At 59.7% G+C, this 16622-nt stretch carries 12 protein-coding genes and 1 pseudogene; 6 read left to right on the forward strand and 7 right to left on the reverse strand.

The genetic code is table 11. The features are described from left to right. Positions 1 to 29: 29 nt before the first annotated feature. The gene (locus GM655_RS16605) at positions 30 to 515 is read right to left on the reverse strand and encodes an asparaginase domain-containing protein (RefSeq protein WP_155435782.1); all 486 of its coding nucleotides are present in this window, start codon (positions 513 to 515) and stop codon (positions 30 to 32) included. A 129-nt stretch (positions 516 to 644) separates the two neighbouring features. Between GM655_RS16605 and GM655_RS16610 the strand changes: the two genes are divergently transcribed. Continuing rightward, positions 645 to 1469 carry an L-asparaginase gene (locus GM655_RS16610; RefSeq protein ID WP_155435783.1) on the forward strand — a complete coding sequence of 275 codons (825 nt, stop codon included), beginning with the start codon at positions 645 to 647 and terminating at the stop codon, positions 1467 to 1469. A 79-nt stretch (positions 1470 to 1548) separates the two neighbouring features. On the opposite strand, the gene GM655_RS16615 is transcribed toward GM655_RS16610, so the two are convergent. Beyond that, positions 1549 to 2553: a D-2-hydroxyacid dehydrogenase family protein gene (locus GM655_RS16615; protein WP_155435784.1), complete on the reverse strand. Its 1005-nt coding sequence runs from the start codon at positions 2551 to 2553 to the stop codon at positions 1549 to 1551. Between the two features lie 315 nt (positions 2554 to 2868). On the opposite strand from GM655_RS16615, the gene GM655_RS16620 reads away from it, so the two are divergent. Next, positions 2869 to 4734 (forward strand): phosphoenolpyruvate carboxykinase (GTP), encoded by a 1866-nt coding sequence (locus GM655_RS16620; RefSeq protein ID WP_155435785.1) that lies wholly within the window; start codon positions 2869 to 2871, stop codon positions 4732 to 4734. 261 nt (positions 4735 to 4995) lie between these two features. Continuing rightward, positions 4996 to 6798 (forward strand): DUF885 domain-containing protein, encoded by a 1803-nt coding sequence (locus GM655_RS16625; protein WP_155435786.1) that lies wholly within the window; start codon positions 4996 to 4998, stop codon positions 6796 to 6798. A gap of 69 nt (positions 6799 to 6867) precedes the next feature. Here the strand turns inward: GM655_RS16625 and uvrA are convergent, their stop codons facing one another. Then, on the reverse strand, positions 6868 to 9714 hold the full coding sequence (gene uvrA / locus GM655_RS16630; RefSeq protein WP_155435787.1) for an excinuclease ABC subunit UvrA: 2847 nt from the start codon (positions 9712 to 9714) through the stop codon (positions 6868 to 6870). Positions 9715 to 9949: 235 nt separating this feature from the next. Here uvrA and ssb point away from each other — a divergent pair, with 235 nt between their 5' ends. After that, positions 9950 to 10453 carry a single-stranded DNA-binding protein gene (gene ssb / locus GM655_RS16635; RefSeq protein ID WP_155435788.1) on the forward strand — a complete coding sequence of 168 codons (504 nt, stop codon included), beginning with the start codon at positions 9950 to 9952 and terminating at the stop codon, positions 10451 to 10453. Between the two features lie 129 nt (positions 10454 to 10582). Here the strand turns inward: ssb and map are convergent, their stop codons facing one another. Both map and GM655_RS16645 read right to left on the reverse strand, forming a co-directional pair. Continuing rightward, positions 10583 to 11365: a type I methionyl aminopeptidase gene (gene map / locus GM655_RS16640; RefSeq protein ID WP_155435789.1), complete on the reverse strand. Its 783-nt coding sequence runs from the start codon at positions 11363 to 11365 to the stop codon at positions 10583 to 10585. After that, positions 11362 to 11574 carry a ParD-like family protein gene (locus GM655_RS16645; RefSeq protein ID WP_155435790.1) on the reverse strand — a complete coding sequence of 71 codons (213 nt, stop codon included), beginning with the start codon at positions 11572 to 11574 and terminating at the stop codon, positions 11362 to 11364. Before GM655_RS16645 ends, map begins: the two co-directional genes overlap by 4 nt. A 227-nt stretch (positions 11575 to 11801) precedes the next feature. Between GM655_RS16645 and hmpA the strand changes: the two genes are divergently transcribed. Then, positions 11802 to 12977, forward strand: coding sequence for an NO-inducible flavohemoprotein (gene hmpA / locus GM655_RS16650; RefSeq protein WP_155435791.1), 1176 nt, complete (start codon positions 11802 to 11804; stop codon positions 12975 to 12977). A gap of 16 nt (positions 12978 to 12993) precedes the next feature. Here hmpA and GM655_RS16655 read toward each other — a convergent pair whose 3' ends face one another. Both GM655_RS16655 and GM655_RS16660 read right to left on the reverse strand, forming a co-directional pair. Beyond that, complete coding sequence (locus GM655_RS16655; protein WP_155435792.1) at positions 12994 to 14163, reverse strand: acyltransferase family protein; 1170 nt, start codon at positions 14161 to 14163, stop codon at positions 12994 to 12996. Positions 14164 to 14280: 117 nt separating this feature from the next. After that, positions 14281 to 14838 carry a TMEM175 family protein gene (locus tag GM655_RS16660; protein ID WP_155435793.1) on the reverse strand — a complete coding sequence of 186 codons (558 nt, stop codon included), beginning with the start codon at positions 14836 to 14838 and terminating at the stop codon, positions 14281 to 14283. 691 nt (positions 14839 to 15529) lie between these two features. On the opposite strand from GM655_RS16660, the pseudogene GM655_RS16665 reads away from it, so the two are divergent. Further along, positions 15530 to 16622: pseudogene (locus GM655_RS16665) on the forward strand (heme utilization protein); the annotation flags it as partial.

Genomic DNA, 16622 nt, shown 5'->3' on the forward strand with positions numbered 1-16622 from the left:
ACGGCCTTGAGGCCGGGCCGGTTTTGCGCTTACAGCGGCTGGAACACCCCGGCCGCCTTGTTCTTCTGCACGTTATCCCAGGCGAAGATTTTGCCGTTCATGGCCACGTACACGCCGGCCGGCAGCGTTTGCGCCACGGCGCTGGCAAAGCCCAGATTGAACATGGCGTCCGAATTGGCGATCTCGTAAGGAATCATGGCGCCCGTCAGCACGATGGTTTTGCCCAACTGGGCCGGACCCAGTACGGCAGCCGTCTGCGGCATGGTATCCGTGCCATGGATGATGACGATGGCTTTTTCCACTGCCGCCGTGCAACTGGCCAGAATGCGGGCGCGGTCGGCATCGACCATGTCGAGCGAATCCATCAGCGGCAACTGTTCCAGTGCCACCTCTACGGTCAGGCGGCAGCGTGCCAGCAGGGCCGGCAAATGACTTTCGCCGAAGCTCAGCTTGCCGTTGATTTCGTCATAGTGTTTATCGAAAGTGCCGCCGGTGGCGAGGATGCGCAAAGTCATGGTGAGTGCTCGGAGTCGGTAAAATGATGTGCATCATAACCTAAACCATCAGGGCGCCGTAGCCTCGCCAGCACACTGGAAATGTGCCCTGACTATGTCTACACTGGTTTCTTTGTCTGCGCGCTGCCCATGACCATACTCGCTCCCGGGACTGTGATTTTCCACCGCCATCGCGGTTATGGCGTGATCACGGCCGTCAATCTGCTGACAGGCTGGATCGCCGCCCGTTTCGGTAGCGAGTCGCGCACGCTGGACCTGAACCTGTCCACCGACGAAGTGCAGACGGCGGACGGCGTGCCCATCCTGTTCCGCCGCGCTCCGCCCGACCGCATGCCGCAGGCGCGCCTGATGGCCATGGTGCGTGCCCTGCATGGCGCCGGCTACCAGCGGCTGTATCTGTATGTGTGGCCGAAAGCGTCCGGCCTGCACTGGCGCTGGCATTTGTTCACAGGGCGGCGTGACTGGATGCAGCGTTCATGGCGCGAAGGCTGGTATGGCTCGGGTGCCGATTACAACGTCAACCCCGTGATGGGCTGGGGCGACAAGCCGGGCGCCAGTACCGAAGAACTGATCGCAGCACTGGCCCGCTTCGACCCGCACGGACTGGCGCAGGCGCTGGGCCGCGACGAAGACCATGCGGCATGGTTTGGCGCCATTTGCGATGCGCTGCTGCCCGGCTATATGTACAGTCTGGATATGGCGCGTCCGGCCCATGGCTTGCTGACAGAAATGCCACCGCTGCCCGTGGTGCCCGTGCGCGCCTCGCTGCCGGCCTATGCGGGGCCGGCCCTGCCATGGCCGCCGGGCTGGCAAGGCTTGTGGAGCAAAGTACATGCACTACCTGCTCCGCGGCTCGAGCTGGGGCCGCTGGCTACGCCGCTGCCGCCCGCCGCGGGCGCGCAATCCGATCCCGATGAGGAGCCGGACGCCGAGCAGGCACCTGCTGCCGAATAAGCCGGCGTTGAATAGGGTGTAAGGTGCTGACCCGTAGCAGCATTGTGCGCGGGCGCAGCGAGCGCGATGCCGCGGCCGTTCAGCGCAGCGGCCGCGCCTGCGCGCTATAGCCGGGGTTGTGGATGGCCGCACACTGGCCGGCCGCAAAATCGACGATGTTCTGGAACGCGTGGCGGAAGTACAGCTCGTAGCTGTCGCGCTCCACATAGCCCAGATGGGGCGTGGCCAGGACGGTGGGGATGCGCAGTAGCGGGCTATCCGTGCCTAGCGGTTCGGACGTGTAGACATCGAGTGCTGCATAGCCGGGCCGGCCCCGTCCCAGCGCCTGCTCCAGCGCATCTGGCTGTACCAGTTCGGCGCGGCTGGTGTTGACGAACAGGGCTTCCGGTTTCATGCGCGCCAGATCCTCGGCCGTGACGATGCCACGCGTATCCGGATGCAAACGCAGGTGCATGCTCAGCACATCGGCCTGTTCGAACAGTGCCGCGCGCGAGGCGGCTGCCTGATAGCCGTCGGCGACCGCCTTGGCGCGGCTGCTTGCGCTACCCCACACCAGCACCTGCATGCCAAATGCGCGGCCATAGCCGGCCACTAGCTGGCCGATCTTGCTATAGCCCCAGATGCCCAGCGTGCGGCCTTTGAGCACCATGCCCAGCCCGTTGAGCTGCGGATTGACGGAGGCCGTCTGCCACAGCCCGTCCTTGAGGTTGGTCGCATACGGCACGATCTTGCGTGCTGCCGCCATGATCAGCGCCCAGGTCAGTTCGGCCGGTGCCGTGGGCGAGCCTACGCCTTCGGCAATCGCGATGCCGAGTTCGGTTGCGGCAGCCACATCCACATGGCCTGCCAGCTTGCCTGTCTGGGAAATGATTTTGAGATTCGGCAACTTGGCCAGCAGCGCGCGGTTGAGCGCCGTGCGTTCGCGGATCAGTACCAGCGCGTCGTAGGGCGCCAGCCGGATGGCCAACTGGCCCAGCCCGCGCGTGGTGTTGTTGAACACTTTCACCTCGTGCTCGCGCAACAGATCAAAGCAGGCGAGGCTAGGAGTTGCGTTCTGGTAATCATCAAGAATTGCGATTTTCATGGTAGATGCACGAATTTAATAGATATTGCGTAGGGAAATAACGGTCTGTGCAGAAAGCTGAATAGCCTACTACATTAGTCAACCAATTCTCCTACATTTTTGTCGGAAATGGGGATAGTCAGGTGTACAATCGCCGGACAAAAATAAAACGGCCCCCCATCATACAGGGCTGCCCACCCGTGCGTACGGGTGCTTTCCGACAAGACCGCCGTACCCGCCGACCCATATCGTATGGGCTTCCGAGCGCAAGCCACAAGCTGACGACGATCCTGCCGCGCAGGGACACAGAATTCTTACATTGTCATTGGAGGTCTTATGAATCAACCCGTCATGGGTGGCGTTGCAGCATTGAACGTCCCGACTTACGTCAAGCAGCAGAAACTAATCAACTGGGTAGCCGAAATCGCCGCCCTGACCAAGCCGGCCCGCATCTACTGGTGCGACGGTACGCAGGAAGAGTACGACCGCCTGTGCGGCGAAATGGTCGCCGCCGGCACCATGAAAAAGCTGAACCAGGAACTGCGTCCTAATTCCTACCTGGCCTGCTCCGATCCGAGCGACGTGGCGCGCGTGGAAGACCGCACCTTCATCTGCTCGAAAACCAAGGAAGAAGCCGGCCCGACCAACAACTGGATGGCGCCTGCCGAAATGCGCGCTACCCTGAACCCGCTGTTCGATGGCTGCATGGCTGGCCGTACGCTGTACGTGGTACCGTTCTCGATGGGCCCGCTGGGTTCGCCGATCGCCCACATCGGCGTGGAGCTGTCCGATTCGCCTTACGTTGCTGTCAACATGCGCATCATGACCCGCATGGGCAAAGCCGTGTACGATGTGCTGGGCACCGATGGCGAGTTCGTGCCATGCGTGCACACCGTGGGTGCACCGCTGGCTGCTGGTCAGAAAGATGTGGCATGGCCTTGCAACGCCACCAAATACATCGTGCACTTCCCTGACACGCGTGAAATCTGGTCCTATGGTTCGGGCTACGGCGGCAATGCGCTGCTGGGCAAAAAGTGCTTCGCGCTGCGTATCGCTTCCAACATGGGCCATCAGGAAGCCCAGAACGGCGGCATGGGCTGGCTGGCAGAACACATGCTGATTCTGGGCGTGGAATCGCCAGAAGGCAAAAAACACTATGTCGCAGCGGCCTTCCCTTCGGCCTGCGGTAAAACCAACTTTGCCATGCTGATCCCGCCAGCGACCTTCAAGGGCTGGAAAATCACCACCATCGGCGACGACATCGCGTGGATCAAACCGGGTGCCGATGGCCGCCTGTATGCGATCAATCCGGAAGCCGGCTACTTCGGCGTGGCACCGGGCACCAACACCCGCACCAACTCGAACTGCATGGCTTCGCTGGGTTCGGACACCATCTTCACCAACGTGGCGCTGACTGATGACGGCGACATCTGGTGGGAAGGCCTGACCAAGGAAGCACCTGCGCACCTGATCGACTGGCAGGGCAAGGACTGGACGCCAGCGTCGGGCACCAAAGCAGCGCACCCGAATGCGCGCTTCACCGTGGCCGCTACCCAGAACCCTGTGATCGACCCGGCCTGGGATGATCCGGCTGGCGTGCCGATTTCGGCCTTCATCTTCGGCGGCCGCCGTTCCACCACCGTACCGCTGGTGACCGAAGCCCGTAACTGGATCGAAGGCGTGTACATGGCTGCCACCATGGGTTCGGAAACCACCGCTGCTGCCGCTGGCCAGATGGGCGTGGTACGCCGTGATCCGTTCGCCATGCTGCCGTTCATGGGCTACAACATGAGCGACTACTTCCAGCACTGGCTGAACATGGGCGAGAAACTGGGCCAGATCAACGCAGCCACCCTGCCGAAAATCTTCTGCGTCAACTGGTTCCGCACCGACGAGCAGGGCCACTTCGTCTGGCCTGGCTTCGGCGACAATATGCGCGTACTGAAGTGGATGCTCGAGCGTATCGAAGGCACGGCTGGCGGTGTCGAAAACATCTTCGGCACCACCCCGCGCTTCGGTGATCTGAAGTGGGACGGCATTCCGTTCTCGCCGGAAGAATTCGAAACCATCACCTCGATCGACAAGGATGCATGGCGTGAAGAACTGGTGCTGCACGAAGAACTGTTCACCAAACTGGCCTACCATCTGCCGCAGGAACTGCGCGACGTGAAAGCCGAACTGGAAAAGCGTCTGGCACGCTAAACCGCTAAGTCGAAGAACGGGGCCGCTGGCCCCGTTTTTTATTGTGGGGTCAGGTCGGGCAAAGTGTAGGTGTCAGGTCGGGCAATGGGGCAACGGTCGAGGCTGCACCAATGCCCGACCTGACCCCAGCACTTTGCCCGACCTGACCCCTCGGTTTTTTGCAGCTCATACCGCGAAATTTACATTTCGTCACATATCGGCTACCTGTGCCGGCCGACTCGCTTACAGTAGAGGCTCACCACTTTACCGATAGGTTCCACTATGACGAATGTAACTACCCGCATCGGCGTTGCCAGTGCCCTGCTGTTTTCTCTGGTGCTGGGCGTGGCCCATGCCGAAGCGCCGGATCTGGCCGCGCGCCGCGACGCGCTGAATCAGCTGATCAAGGAGCAGTGGGAATATTCGATGAAGAACAGCCCGGAGTGGGCTTCGCTGCTGGGCGACAAACGCTACAACGACAAATGGTCGGACTTTTCGCAGGCCGGCATCGAGGCCGATCTGAAAAAATCGGCTGACTTCCTCCAGCGCTTTGAAGCCATCGACACCACCGGCTTCCCGCTGCAGGAACAACTGAACCGCGATCTAATGCTACGCCAGTTGCGCGAGAGCGTGGCCGGTGCCCGCTTCAAGGACTGGGAGATGCCGCTGGCGCAGAACTCGGGCATCCACATCGATCTGCCGCAGATCGTTTCCGCGCTGCCGTTCGAGACGGTGAAAGACTACGAAGACTATATTACCCGTCTGCATGCGCTGCCCAAGCTGTTCGAGCAGACCCGCGTGCAGATGGAAAAAGGCGTGCAGGACAAGCTGATGCCGCCGAAATTCCTGATCCCGAAAATCGTCAAGCAGTGCGAAGATGTGGCGGCCATGAAGCCGGCCGATTCGCCGTTCGCCCAGCCGATCAAGACCTTCCCGAAAGATTTCTCCGAGGCCGACAAAGCCCGTCTGAGCAAGGCGATACTGGGCGCGATCCAGAAAGACGTGACGCCGTCGTACAAGAAACTGGCGCAGTACACCAAGACCCGCTACCTGCCGCATGGCCGCACGGAAGTGGGCATGTGGTCGCTGCCGGATGGCGCCGCGCGCTATACCTTCAAGGCCAATGCTTCGACCACCACCACCATGACGCCGGAACAGATTCACCAACTGGGGCTGGCCGAAGTGGCGCGTATCGAAGGGCAGATGCTGGCCACGGCGCAAAAGCTCGGCTACAAGGATTTGAAGACTTTCAACAAGGCAGTGGAACAGAATCCCGAGCTGCATCCGAAATCGCGTCAGGAAATCCTCGACCTGTACCAGAAATATACCGACCAGATGTACACCCAGTTGCCGCAGCAGTTCGGCATCCTGCCTAAGGGTAAAGTGGAAATCCGTCCGGTCGAAGAGTTCCGCGAAAAGGGCGCTTCCGGTGCGGCCTATATGACCGGTTCGCCCGACGGCAAACGTGCGGGCCGCGTGATGGTGAATACGGGCGACTTCGAGAAGCGCTCTACCATCAGCATCGAAACCACGGCACTGCACGAAGGCGTGCCGGGCCACCACATGCAGCTAACCATTGCGCAGGAAATCGACGGCCTGCCTAACTTCCGCCAGCAGGGCAACTACACGGCCTATGCCGAAGGCTGGGCGCTGTATTCGGAACGTCTGGGCGAAGAGCTGGGCTTCTTCAGCAACCCGTACAGCTACTACGGCCACCTGCAGGATGAAATGCTGCGTGCGATCCGTCTGGTGGTTGATACGGGCCTGCACTACAAGAAGTGGAACCGCCAGCAGGTGGTGGACTTCTTCCATGACCACTCAGGCATCGAGGAAGTGGAAGTGCAGAGCGAGACGGACCGCTACATCGTCTGGCCCGGTCAGGCGCTGGGCTACAAGATCGGCCAGTTGAAGATACTCGAACTGCGCGACTACGCACGCAAGGAACTCGGCAAGGACTTCGACATCCGCCAGTTCCACGATCAGGTACTGGGCGCCGGTGCGTTGCCGATGGATGTGCTGGAAACCCATATCAAAGGCTGGGTCAGCACCGAGAAGGCCAGGCAGAACCGCGTCAGCATGCAATAAGCTGACAGTGGAATAGAAAACGCCCGCGCTGCAGCTTGCAGGGCGGGCGTTTTTTTTTGGGGCTCGCGCTTATTTCAGCAGCGGCACCAGATATTTGCCGGTCACGCTGGCCGGATTGGCGGCCACCTGCTCGGGCGAACCGCTGGCGATGATCTGGCCACCACCGGCACCACCTTCCGGCCCCAGATCGACGATCCAGTCGGCCGTTTTGATCACGTCCAGATTGTGCTCGATGATGACCAGCGTATTGCCCTGATCGCGCAGGCGGTGGATCACCTTCAGCAGCAGGTCGATATCGTGGAAGTGCAGGCCGGTAGTCGGCTCGTCGAGGATGTACAGCGTACGGCCCGTATCGCGCTTGGACAGTTCCAGCGACAGCTTGACGCGCTGCGCTTCGCCACCGGACAGCGTGGTAGCGCTCTGCCCCAGCTTGATATAACCGAGGCCCACATCGAGCAGCGTGTGTAGCTTGCGCGCGATCAGCGGCACGGGTTTGAAGAACTCGTGCGCGTCTTCCACCGTCATGTCGAGAATCTCGGTGATGTTCTTGCCCTTGTACTGCACTTCCAGCGTTTCGCGGTTGTAGCGCTTGCCGTGGCAGACATCGCAGGGCACGTACACGTCCGGCAGGAAGTGCATCTCGACCTTGATCACGCCATCGCCCTGACAGGCTTCGCAGCGGCCGCCCTTGACGTTGAACGAGAAACGCCCCGCGCTATAGCCGCGCTCCTTGGCCGTCGGCACGGTGGCGAACAGTTCGCGGATAGGCGTGAACAGGCCCGTGTAGGTGGCCGGATTGGAGCGCGGCGTGCGGCCGATAGGGGCCTGATCGACGGCGATGACTTTATCGAAGTGTTCGAGCCCGCTGATGCTGTCGTGCGGCGCCGGTTCCGTTTGCGAGCCATACAGGTGGCGCGACAGCGCCGGGTACAGCGTATCGTTGATCAGCGTCGATTTGCCGGAACCGGAAACGCCCGTCACGCAGGTCATCAGGCCGACGGGCAGCTTCAGATCGACTTTCTTCAGGTTGTTGCCGGTTGCGCCAGTGATGATCAGTTGGCGGTCAGGATCGGCCTGATGGCGCTTGGGCGGCACGGCGATCTTCAGCGTGCCGTTCAGGTACTGTGCCGTCAGCGACTGTTTGTTCTTGAGGATTTCTTTCAGCGTGCCTTGCGCAATCACATCGCCGCCATGCACACCGGCGCCCTTGCCCATGTCGACGATGAAGTCGGCCGTGCGGATCGCGTCTTCGTCGTGCTCCACCACCAGCACGCTGTTGCCGATATCGCGCAGATGCTTGAGCGTGTCGATCAGGCGGTCGTTGTCGCGCTGGTGCAGGCCGATGGAAGGTTCATCGAGTACATACATCACGCCCGTCAGGCCGGAACCGATCTGCGAGGCCAGACGGATACGCTGGGCTTCGCCGCCGGACAGCGTATCGGCGCTGCGGTCCAGCGACAGATAATCGAGGCCGACGTTGTTCAGGAACTGCAGGCGCGAGATGATTTCCTTCACCACGCGGTCGGCGATTTCCTTTTTCGCGCCTTTCAGTTTGAGCTGCTGGAAGAAGGACAGCGTATCGCGCAGCGGTTTCTGGGCGATCTCGTAGATGGCTTTTTCCTGCTTGCCGCTGCCGACCTTGACGTAGCGCGCTTCCTGACGCAGGCGCGCACCGTGGCAGGACGGGCACTGCTTCTCGTTGATGAACTTGGCCAGTTCCTCTTTGACGGCCATCGAGTCCGTTTCGCGGTAACGCCGTGCCAGATTGGTCACCACGCCTTCGAATGCATGCTCCTTGATGACAGTGCGGCCACGCTCGTTGACGTAGGTGAACGGGATCATGGTTTTGCCCGAGCCGTGCAAGATCACTTCCTGCGCCGTCTTCGGTAACTGTTCGAACGGCAGATCGAGATCGAACTCGTAGAACGCGGCCAGATTCGACAGCATCTGGAAGTAGAACTGGTTGCGTCGGTCCCAGCCCTTGACGGCGCCCGAGGCCAGCGACAGGTTGGGGAAGGCGACGATACGTTTCGGATCAAAGAATTCGATGTGACCGAGGCCATCGCATTCAGGGCAGGCACCCATCGGGTTATTGAACGAGAACAGGCGCGGCTCCAGCTCCTGCAGCGAATAGCCGCAGGTATTGCAGGCGAACTTGTTGGAGAATACGTGCTCCGTACCATGATCCATTTCCAGTGCCACGGCACGGCCATCGGCCAGACGCAGCGCCGTTTCGAAGCTTTCGGCCAGACGCTGCTTGATCTCGCTGTTGACCTTGACGCGGTCGATCACCACGTCGATGGTGTGCTTCTCGGTTTTTTTCAGCTTGGGCAGTTCGTCCACTTCGTAGATTTTGGCGGCGTGGGTGCCGCTCTGTACGCGGAAGCGCACAAAGCCCTGCGCCTGCATCTGCTCGAACAGATCGCTGTGCTCGCCCTTGCGGTTGGCCACCACGGGCGCGAGGATCATCAGCTTGGTGCCTTCCGGCATAGCCAGCACGGCATCGACCATCTGCGATACGGTCTGCGCCGCCAGCGCCTGATCGGGGTGGTTGACGCAATAAGGCGTGCCCACGCGTGCATACAGCAGACGCAGATAGTCGTGAATCTCGGTGACCGTACCGACGGTAGAACGGGGATTGTGCGAAGTGGCTTTCTGCTCGATCGAGATGGCCGGCGACAGGCCTTCGATCAGATCGACATCGGGCTTTTCCATCAGCTGCAGGAACTGGCGCGCGTAGGCCGAGAGCGACTCGACATAGCGGCGCTGGCCTTCCGCATACAGCGTATCGAACGCGAGCGAAGACTTGCCGGAACCGGACAGGCCGGTAATCACGATCAACTGGTTGCGCGGCAAATCGAGATTGATGTTTTTGAGATTATGCGTGCGTGCGCCGCGGATACGGATTTGTTCCATGTTCTGCCTTTCGGGGTCAACCCGATACTATAGCTGGGTTTGATTATCTGCGCCCACCTTGCGCCAGATCGACCGTGGACTATGTGATACTGTATATAATAACAGTATTTTCTTGCGTTGTTTCAATTCTGCGTTGCGAGATAGTTGAGGCGCAGGGGTAGGCGGTGTTCTATAATCGTCGTTTAGCTAAAATTTGCCCAAAAGTCAGGGCGGTCGAACTTCAGGAGTTTTATACATGGCATCTGTCAACAAAGTGATCATCGTCGGCAATCTGGGTCGCGATCCGGAAATTCGCTACATGCCTAGCGGCGATGCGATTGCGAACATCGCAGTGGCAACCTCGTATCGTTCGAAAGACCGCAACACGGGTGAGCAGAAAGAGTTGACGGAATGGCACCGTATTTCCTTCTTCGGCCGTCTGGCCGAGATCGTTGGCCAGTACCTCAAAAAAGGTTCGTCGGTGTACGTGGAAGGCCGTCTGCAAACCCGTAAATACACGGACAAGGACGGTGTAGAGCGCTACGCCACCGATATCATCGCCGAGCAGATGCAGATGCTCGGTGGCCGTCAGGGCATGGGCGGTGGCGACAGCATGGACGACGGCGGCTACGAGGCGCCACCACAGCGTCAGGCACCGGCACCACGTCCGCAAATGGCGCCACCGGCACCAGCAGCACCACGTCCGGCGCCACGTCCAGCGCCGAATTTCTCGGACATGGATGACGACATTCCGTTCTGAGACCTAGTAGTCTCTGATTTGTAAACAAAGCCCCGTAGATCGTTGATCTACGGGGCTTTGTTTTTCGATATTGCGATCAGTTCTTGCCTGCTCTTTGAGTCCGGCCGCTACCAGCCGTTTGTCGTCGCTCTATGCCAGGGCGGCAGCTCTGTCGCTTGCTTCTTCCGCCCGCAGTGTCAAAACTTGTACGCCCTGTTTTGTGACAGCAACCGTATGCTCAAATTGGGCCGAAAGCTGTCCGTCGCGTGTCACCACAGTCCAGCCATCTTGCTGGGTATAGACCTCTGATCGCCCCTGATTCAACATGGGCTCGATCGTAAAAATCATGCCTTCTCGTAGCACTAGCCCCGTTCCACGTTTCCCCCAGTGTAAGACCTGCGGTGCTTCATGCATTTCACGTCCTATCCCATGTCCACAATATTCTTTGACGACCGAATAGCCATTTAGCCGGGCATGCTGTTCGATCGCATGCCCGATATCTCCCAGCCGGGCTCCGGGGCGCACGGCTCGTATACCTTGCCACATGGCCTGGTAGGCAGTTTGAACCAGACGTCGGGCGGCTGGCGATACATCGCCGACCAGATAAGTTTTGCTGGAGTCGGCAATAAAGCCGTTTTTTTCGAGCGTGATGTCAAAGTTGATGATGTCGCCGCTTTTCAAAATTTCCTTGGCTGAAGGCACACCATGGCATACCACATTGTTTCTTGATGAATTCAGCGCATAGCTATAGCCATACTGCCCTTTGCTCGCGGGGCGTGCCTCGAGCTCATTGACGATGTAGCTCTCGACCAGATCGTTGATTTGCATGGTGGACATGCCGACCAGAGCGAGGCGATTCAGGTGGCCAAACACGTCTGCCAGCAGTTTTCCTGACTGCGCCATCAGAGCGATTTCCTCGGGATGCTTGGTCATAGCGTACTTACTTGGAGGGAGTCTGCTACCACCCCTGCTGCCCGCAACTCTCTGACGACGATTTCATTGAAACTTAAAGTCGGGTTCATCTCGCACAACAGGCCGACCTTGATCCAGAAGGCCGCTTGGGCGTTGATGGAGCGACATGCTACCGCGCTTGCCTTGCGTATCTGGTCATGCAGATCCGCATCAATATTTACGATACCCATAATTTCTCACCTATATTCGATCCATATGCAATCCATATACGAATCGTATCATTCATTGCCAGCGGCCTGCAAGCGCCTACAGGATCAGGCCAGTGAAATCGGCGTAGCGTCCGATGACGAGCGATAGCAAGTGCGCACGCGTCCTAGCATTAATAGCGGCGCCAGCAATTAAAAGAGGCATCTGATATACTGCTTTATCTCATCACTTCAGAAAGTCTGTCATTCCCATGCTGAGCAAAGAACACAAAGCCATCATTAGCGCCACCGTACCGATTCTGGAACAGGGCGGCGAAACCCTCACGCGGCATTTTTACCAGACCATGTTCCGCGACTACCCGCAGGTGCAAGCGCTGTTCAATCTGTCCAATCAGGCTGAGGGCAAGCAGCAGCGCGCACTGGCTAATGCCGTGCTGATGTATGCGAAAAACATCGAGCGGCTGGAGGCGCTGGGGCCGCTGGTGTCTACCATCATCAATAAACACGTGTCGCTGCAGATACTGCCCGAGCACTATCCCATCGTGGGCGCTTCGCTGCTGAAGGCGATCCGTGAAGTGCTGGGCGCGGAAGTGGCGACCGATGAAGTGCTGGCCGCATGGGGCGCAGCGTATGGCCAGCTAGCCGATATCCTGATCGGCGCAGAAGAACAGATCTACCAGCAGAACGCGGCTGCGGAAGGCGGCTGGCGCGGTGCGCGCCAGTTCAAGGTGGCGCAGAAGACGGTGGAAAGCGAGGAAATCACTTCCTTCGTGCTGGTGCCGGCCGACGGCGCCAAGGTAGTGCAGCATCTGCCGGGCCAGTACATCGGCATTGAAGTCGAGGTAGCGGGCAGCCTGCTGCGTCGGCAGTATTCGCTTTCGGCCGAAGCCAATGGCAGTGATTACCGCATCAGCGTCAAGCGCGAGGCGGGCGGTGTGGTGTCCAACCATCTGCATGACCAGCTCGACGTTGGCGCCAGCCTGCAGGTGTTCCCGCCAGCGGGCGACTTTGTGCTGACGCAGAGCGACAAGCCGCTGGTGCTGATCAGCGGTGGTGTAGGCATTACGCCCACGCTGGCCATGCTGACTACGGCATTGCGCAGCAAGCGTCCCGTGCACTTCATCCACGCGGCACGCCACGCGGGTGTGCATGCCTTCCGCGCGCAGGTCGATGCGCTGGCGGCACAGCATCCGCAGCTACAGCGTTTCTATTGCTACGAAACGGCAGCAGCGGACGGCGCCCATGCCACCGGCTACCTGACGGCGCAGCAGTTGTCACAGTGGTTGCCGGCAACGCGTGATGTGGATGCCTACTTCCTTGGTCCCAAGCCGTTCATGAAAGCCATCAAGCAGCAACTGGCTGAACTGGGCGTGCCGGATGCGCAGGCGCGTTACGAGTTCTTTGGTCCGGCCGAAGAACTGGCATAAGCGCATAAGCGAGCCGCTAAGCGGCGCTGCGGCGGCTGGCATCTGGCTGGGGCTGGCCTTGCGGCGCAGCTAGCAGGCGCCGCCGCAGGCCCAGCGCCGGCCGCTCCACCAGCAAGTACAGCACGGCGGCGGCCAGCAGCGACGCCGTGCCATAGCCCGCTGCGGCAACCACGGTGCTTTGCTTGGCGAGCTCGGGCAGCAAAGTATCGAGCCAGTGGTAGATTTGCCGGTGCGTCAGGTAAAGACTGTAGGCCAGCGTGGCCAGCGTGCGCGCGCCCGGCACGCGCTGGCGGGCCAGGTAGCTGGCGGGACTGCTCACGCTCAGTACCAGTGCACCGCAACCTAGCGCCACCAGTGGGTACAGCAGCATGGCACCTGTTAGACTCATCAATGGAATCTGCAGGCACAGAAGGAAGATTGCGCCAGCGCCCCATAGCAGTGCGGTGCTGCGGCTTTGCAGACGGACCCACCAGTGCGGACGGAAAGCCCGCACCATGGCCAGCGTAACGCCCAGCAGCAGGCCGTCCAACCGTGCATAGGTCGGGTGGTAAATCCAGACGATGAAATCCTGCATGGCTAGTTCGACCTTGCCCGCCGCCATAGATGCAGCCACATGGGTCTGCCATAGATAGCCGCGCAGCAGCAGGGCGCCGCCCCACAGCAGCGCAAGCAGCAGGCTGATACGGCTGAGATTGGCATGGCGGGCCAGCAGCCATACCGTGGCTGGCAATAGCAGATAGAAGTGCTGTTCTATACACAGCGACCATGCGTGCGAATAGGCCAGGCCTTGTTCCCATTGGGGATACAGGTTGAGAGTGAACGTGAGAAATTTCCACAGGGCTTGAAGTGTGCCTCCTTCGCGCTGATCCGGCAGCAGGAAGTACAGTGCCAGTACCACATAATAGGCTGGCAGTATGCGCAGCGCCCGCCCCAATAGAAAACCACCCCAGCCGGGCGTGCTGCCGCCGGCGTAACAGCTAAATAGCTGCCAGCCGATCAGGTAGCCGCTCAGGACAAAAAACAGGTCGACACCCATCCAGCCCTGTTCCACCAGGGCTGGCAGGGCGACGCCATGACTGCTCAGGTGATACAGCATCACGCTGAATATGGCGAACGCACGCAGCAGATCGATACCTGCTGCACGTTCTTGCCCCCAATGATGCAAGGCAGGCAGTCGCTGTCCCATCCCTGATGTCCACTTCACGCCAGATCGTCGTTTGGTCTAAAAAGCCTATTGTACGGAGGCAGCGGGACCGGCAACAAGAGCGCTAGGATGGTAGGGCGTTCATATTCTGCTGGACATTTAGCGCGGCTCGAAACGCCGGTCAGGGATGAACCAGATCATTGCGACTGCGACATAGATGGCGAAACCTGCCCACGGCGCACCGAGCGATGCGACGATGCCTATCGCATACAGCAAGGTGGAGAGCTTACCTTTGCGGTCTTTGCCCAACGCCCGCTTGAGCGCTTCGTTATCTGCCGCCAAGCAGCTTGCCAGTACAAAGTAAGCAATACTGCACATGAACAGTACGCAGCCGTAACAGGCCAGCGGCAAGCCAGCGTAGTGATTCTCGCCGACCCAGCCGGTGACGAAGGGCAGCAGGGACAGCCAGAACAGCAGGTGCAGATTGGCCCAGAGTGCGGCGCCGGTGACGTGGCTAACGGTATGGATCAGATGATGGTGGTTGTTCCAGTAGATGCCCACGTAGATAAAACTCAGCACGTAGCTGAAGAACACGGGCCAGAGTGGCTCGAGCGCGGCCCAACTGGTGCCATGCGGTACTTTGAGTTCCAGTACCATGATAGTGATGATGATGGCGATCACGCCATCGCTGAATGCTTCCAGCCTGCCTTTACCCATGCCTTGCTCCTTACGCGGTGTTCATGCCCGTAGCGAGTGCTGCTCGGGCTAGCTCAGACCTTGCCAGTGTACCCGGCCAAGGCCGACTGCGTATCGGCTGCATCGGACGCGGCTGGCGCGCCGTGCTGCGAAGCCGCGCGTATCCCGTTCACGCTCAGCTCGGGTTGGAGCCGGATCGGCCATCAGCCGCAGATCTGTCGCTGATCAATTTTTAGGCAGTGAGGCTGGTCATACGAGCGTCATGTTGTCACGGCAAACTCTGCAGGGATATTTCACACTTCTTCGGGGCTGGCGCACCCGCCCCGATGAGGCCAGGTCACGATGTTATTATTTGCGTAATATTTTGCCGTGCCGCCAGTGTGGTGCAAACACTTTTTATTTGCAACAAATGCCATATGTCGTGCCGTATGGCAACTTTCCTACGTATAATGAAGCTTGACCTTTCTAGCGCAGCAGCGGGGCGAGACAGCGCTTTCTATCCGGAATGAAAAATTTGTCCGAAATGAGAAAGTTTACTTAATGAAATTCAAAAACTCGCCGTTATAGGTTGTGCAGGACGTTTTCGTGTGGGTGTCGTTTACCCCAAAATTTTAGAGAAATAACTGAATCCGAGCGTGAGATGAGCGACACACAGACTGTCCGCTCGTCTCGCGTTCTGCGCTGCTAGGACAGCACCTCCAGGAGAATTAGAATGACTTTCGCGACCACTTTTACGACTGAGCAATTGGCCAACCTGAGTACAACTCAGGTACAAGCTTTGTCCTCAGCCGACTTCGCAGCATTCAATTCCGACCAGTTGGCCGCTTTTACCAGCGCGCAGATTCCAGCCCTGACCACGGCACAGATAGCGGGCGGGATCAATAGCCGGCAAGTGGCTTACCTGACGACGCTGCAAGTCAGCATGCTGAACTCGAGCCAGATCGGCGTGCTGCAGACCGCCAGTTTCGCCAAGCTGGCCACGGAAGATATAGCTGCGCTGTCGAGCGAAGCCATGGTTGGCATCAGTGCCAGCCAGATCAAGGTGCTGACCACGGATCAAGTACAAGCCTTGAGCACCCTGCAAGCTGCCCAGTTGACGACGGCGCAAGTTGCTGCCTTGACGGTGGCAGCCGTGTCGGCACTGGAGACGGCAGATCTGGTAGCAATCACCACGGCCAGCATGGCCCAGTTGAATACGGCGCAATTAGCCGCGCTGTCTACCACCCAGATCAATGTGCTGTCCACGGGAGCAATTGCGGCACTCAATACCGCTGCGATTGCGGCTCTGAGCACGGATCAGGCGGTGGCACTGACCTCGGCTGCGCTGGCCAGCATGGGCACGGCGCAAGTCGCCGCGCTGTCGAGCAAGGCGCTGGGGGCGCTGGAAGTGGCGGACCTGGTCGGTCTGAGCACCAATGACGTGCTGGCTTTGCGCACGGCGCAACTTGCCGGTCTGTCGACGGCCCAGGTGGCGGCCCTGTCGACCGGCCAGTTCAGCGCCTTGAGCGCGGCGGCGACGGGCGCATTGAATACTACCCAGATCGCAGCATTGACGACGGCCCAGGCAAGCGTGCTGAGCACCGCGCAAGCGGCTGCGCTATCCAGCAATGCCGTGGCGGCGCTGGGAACGTCGGCAATCGCTGCCCTTTCAACGGAAGTGACCAGCAGCTTCAGTGCTGCCCAGATGAAGGCCTTGAACAGCGACCAGATTGCTGCGCTGAATACGGCCCAGGCCGCTGCCTTGGGCACGGCCCAGGTGCTGGCGCTGACCCCGGCCAGCATCGCAGCACTGGAAACGGCCGATC

Origin of the sequence: Pseudoduganella danionis, assembly GCF_009720775.1 — a bacterium.
GTDB classification, from domain to species: Bacteria; Pseudomonadota; Gammaproteobacteria; order Burkholderiales; family Burkholderiaceae_D; genus Rugamonas; species Rugamonas danionis.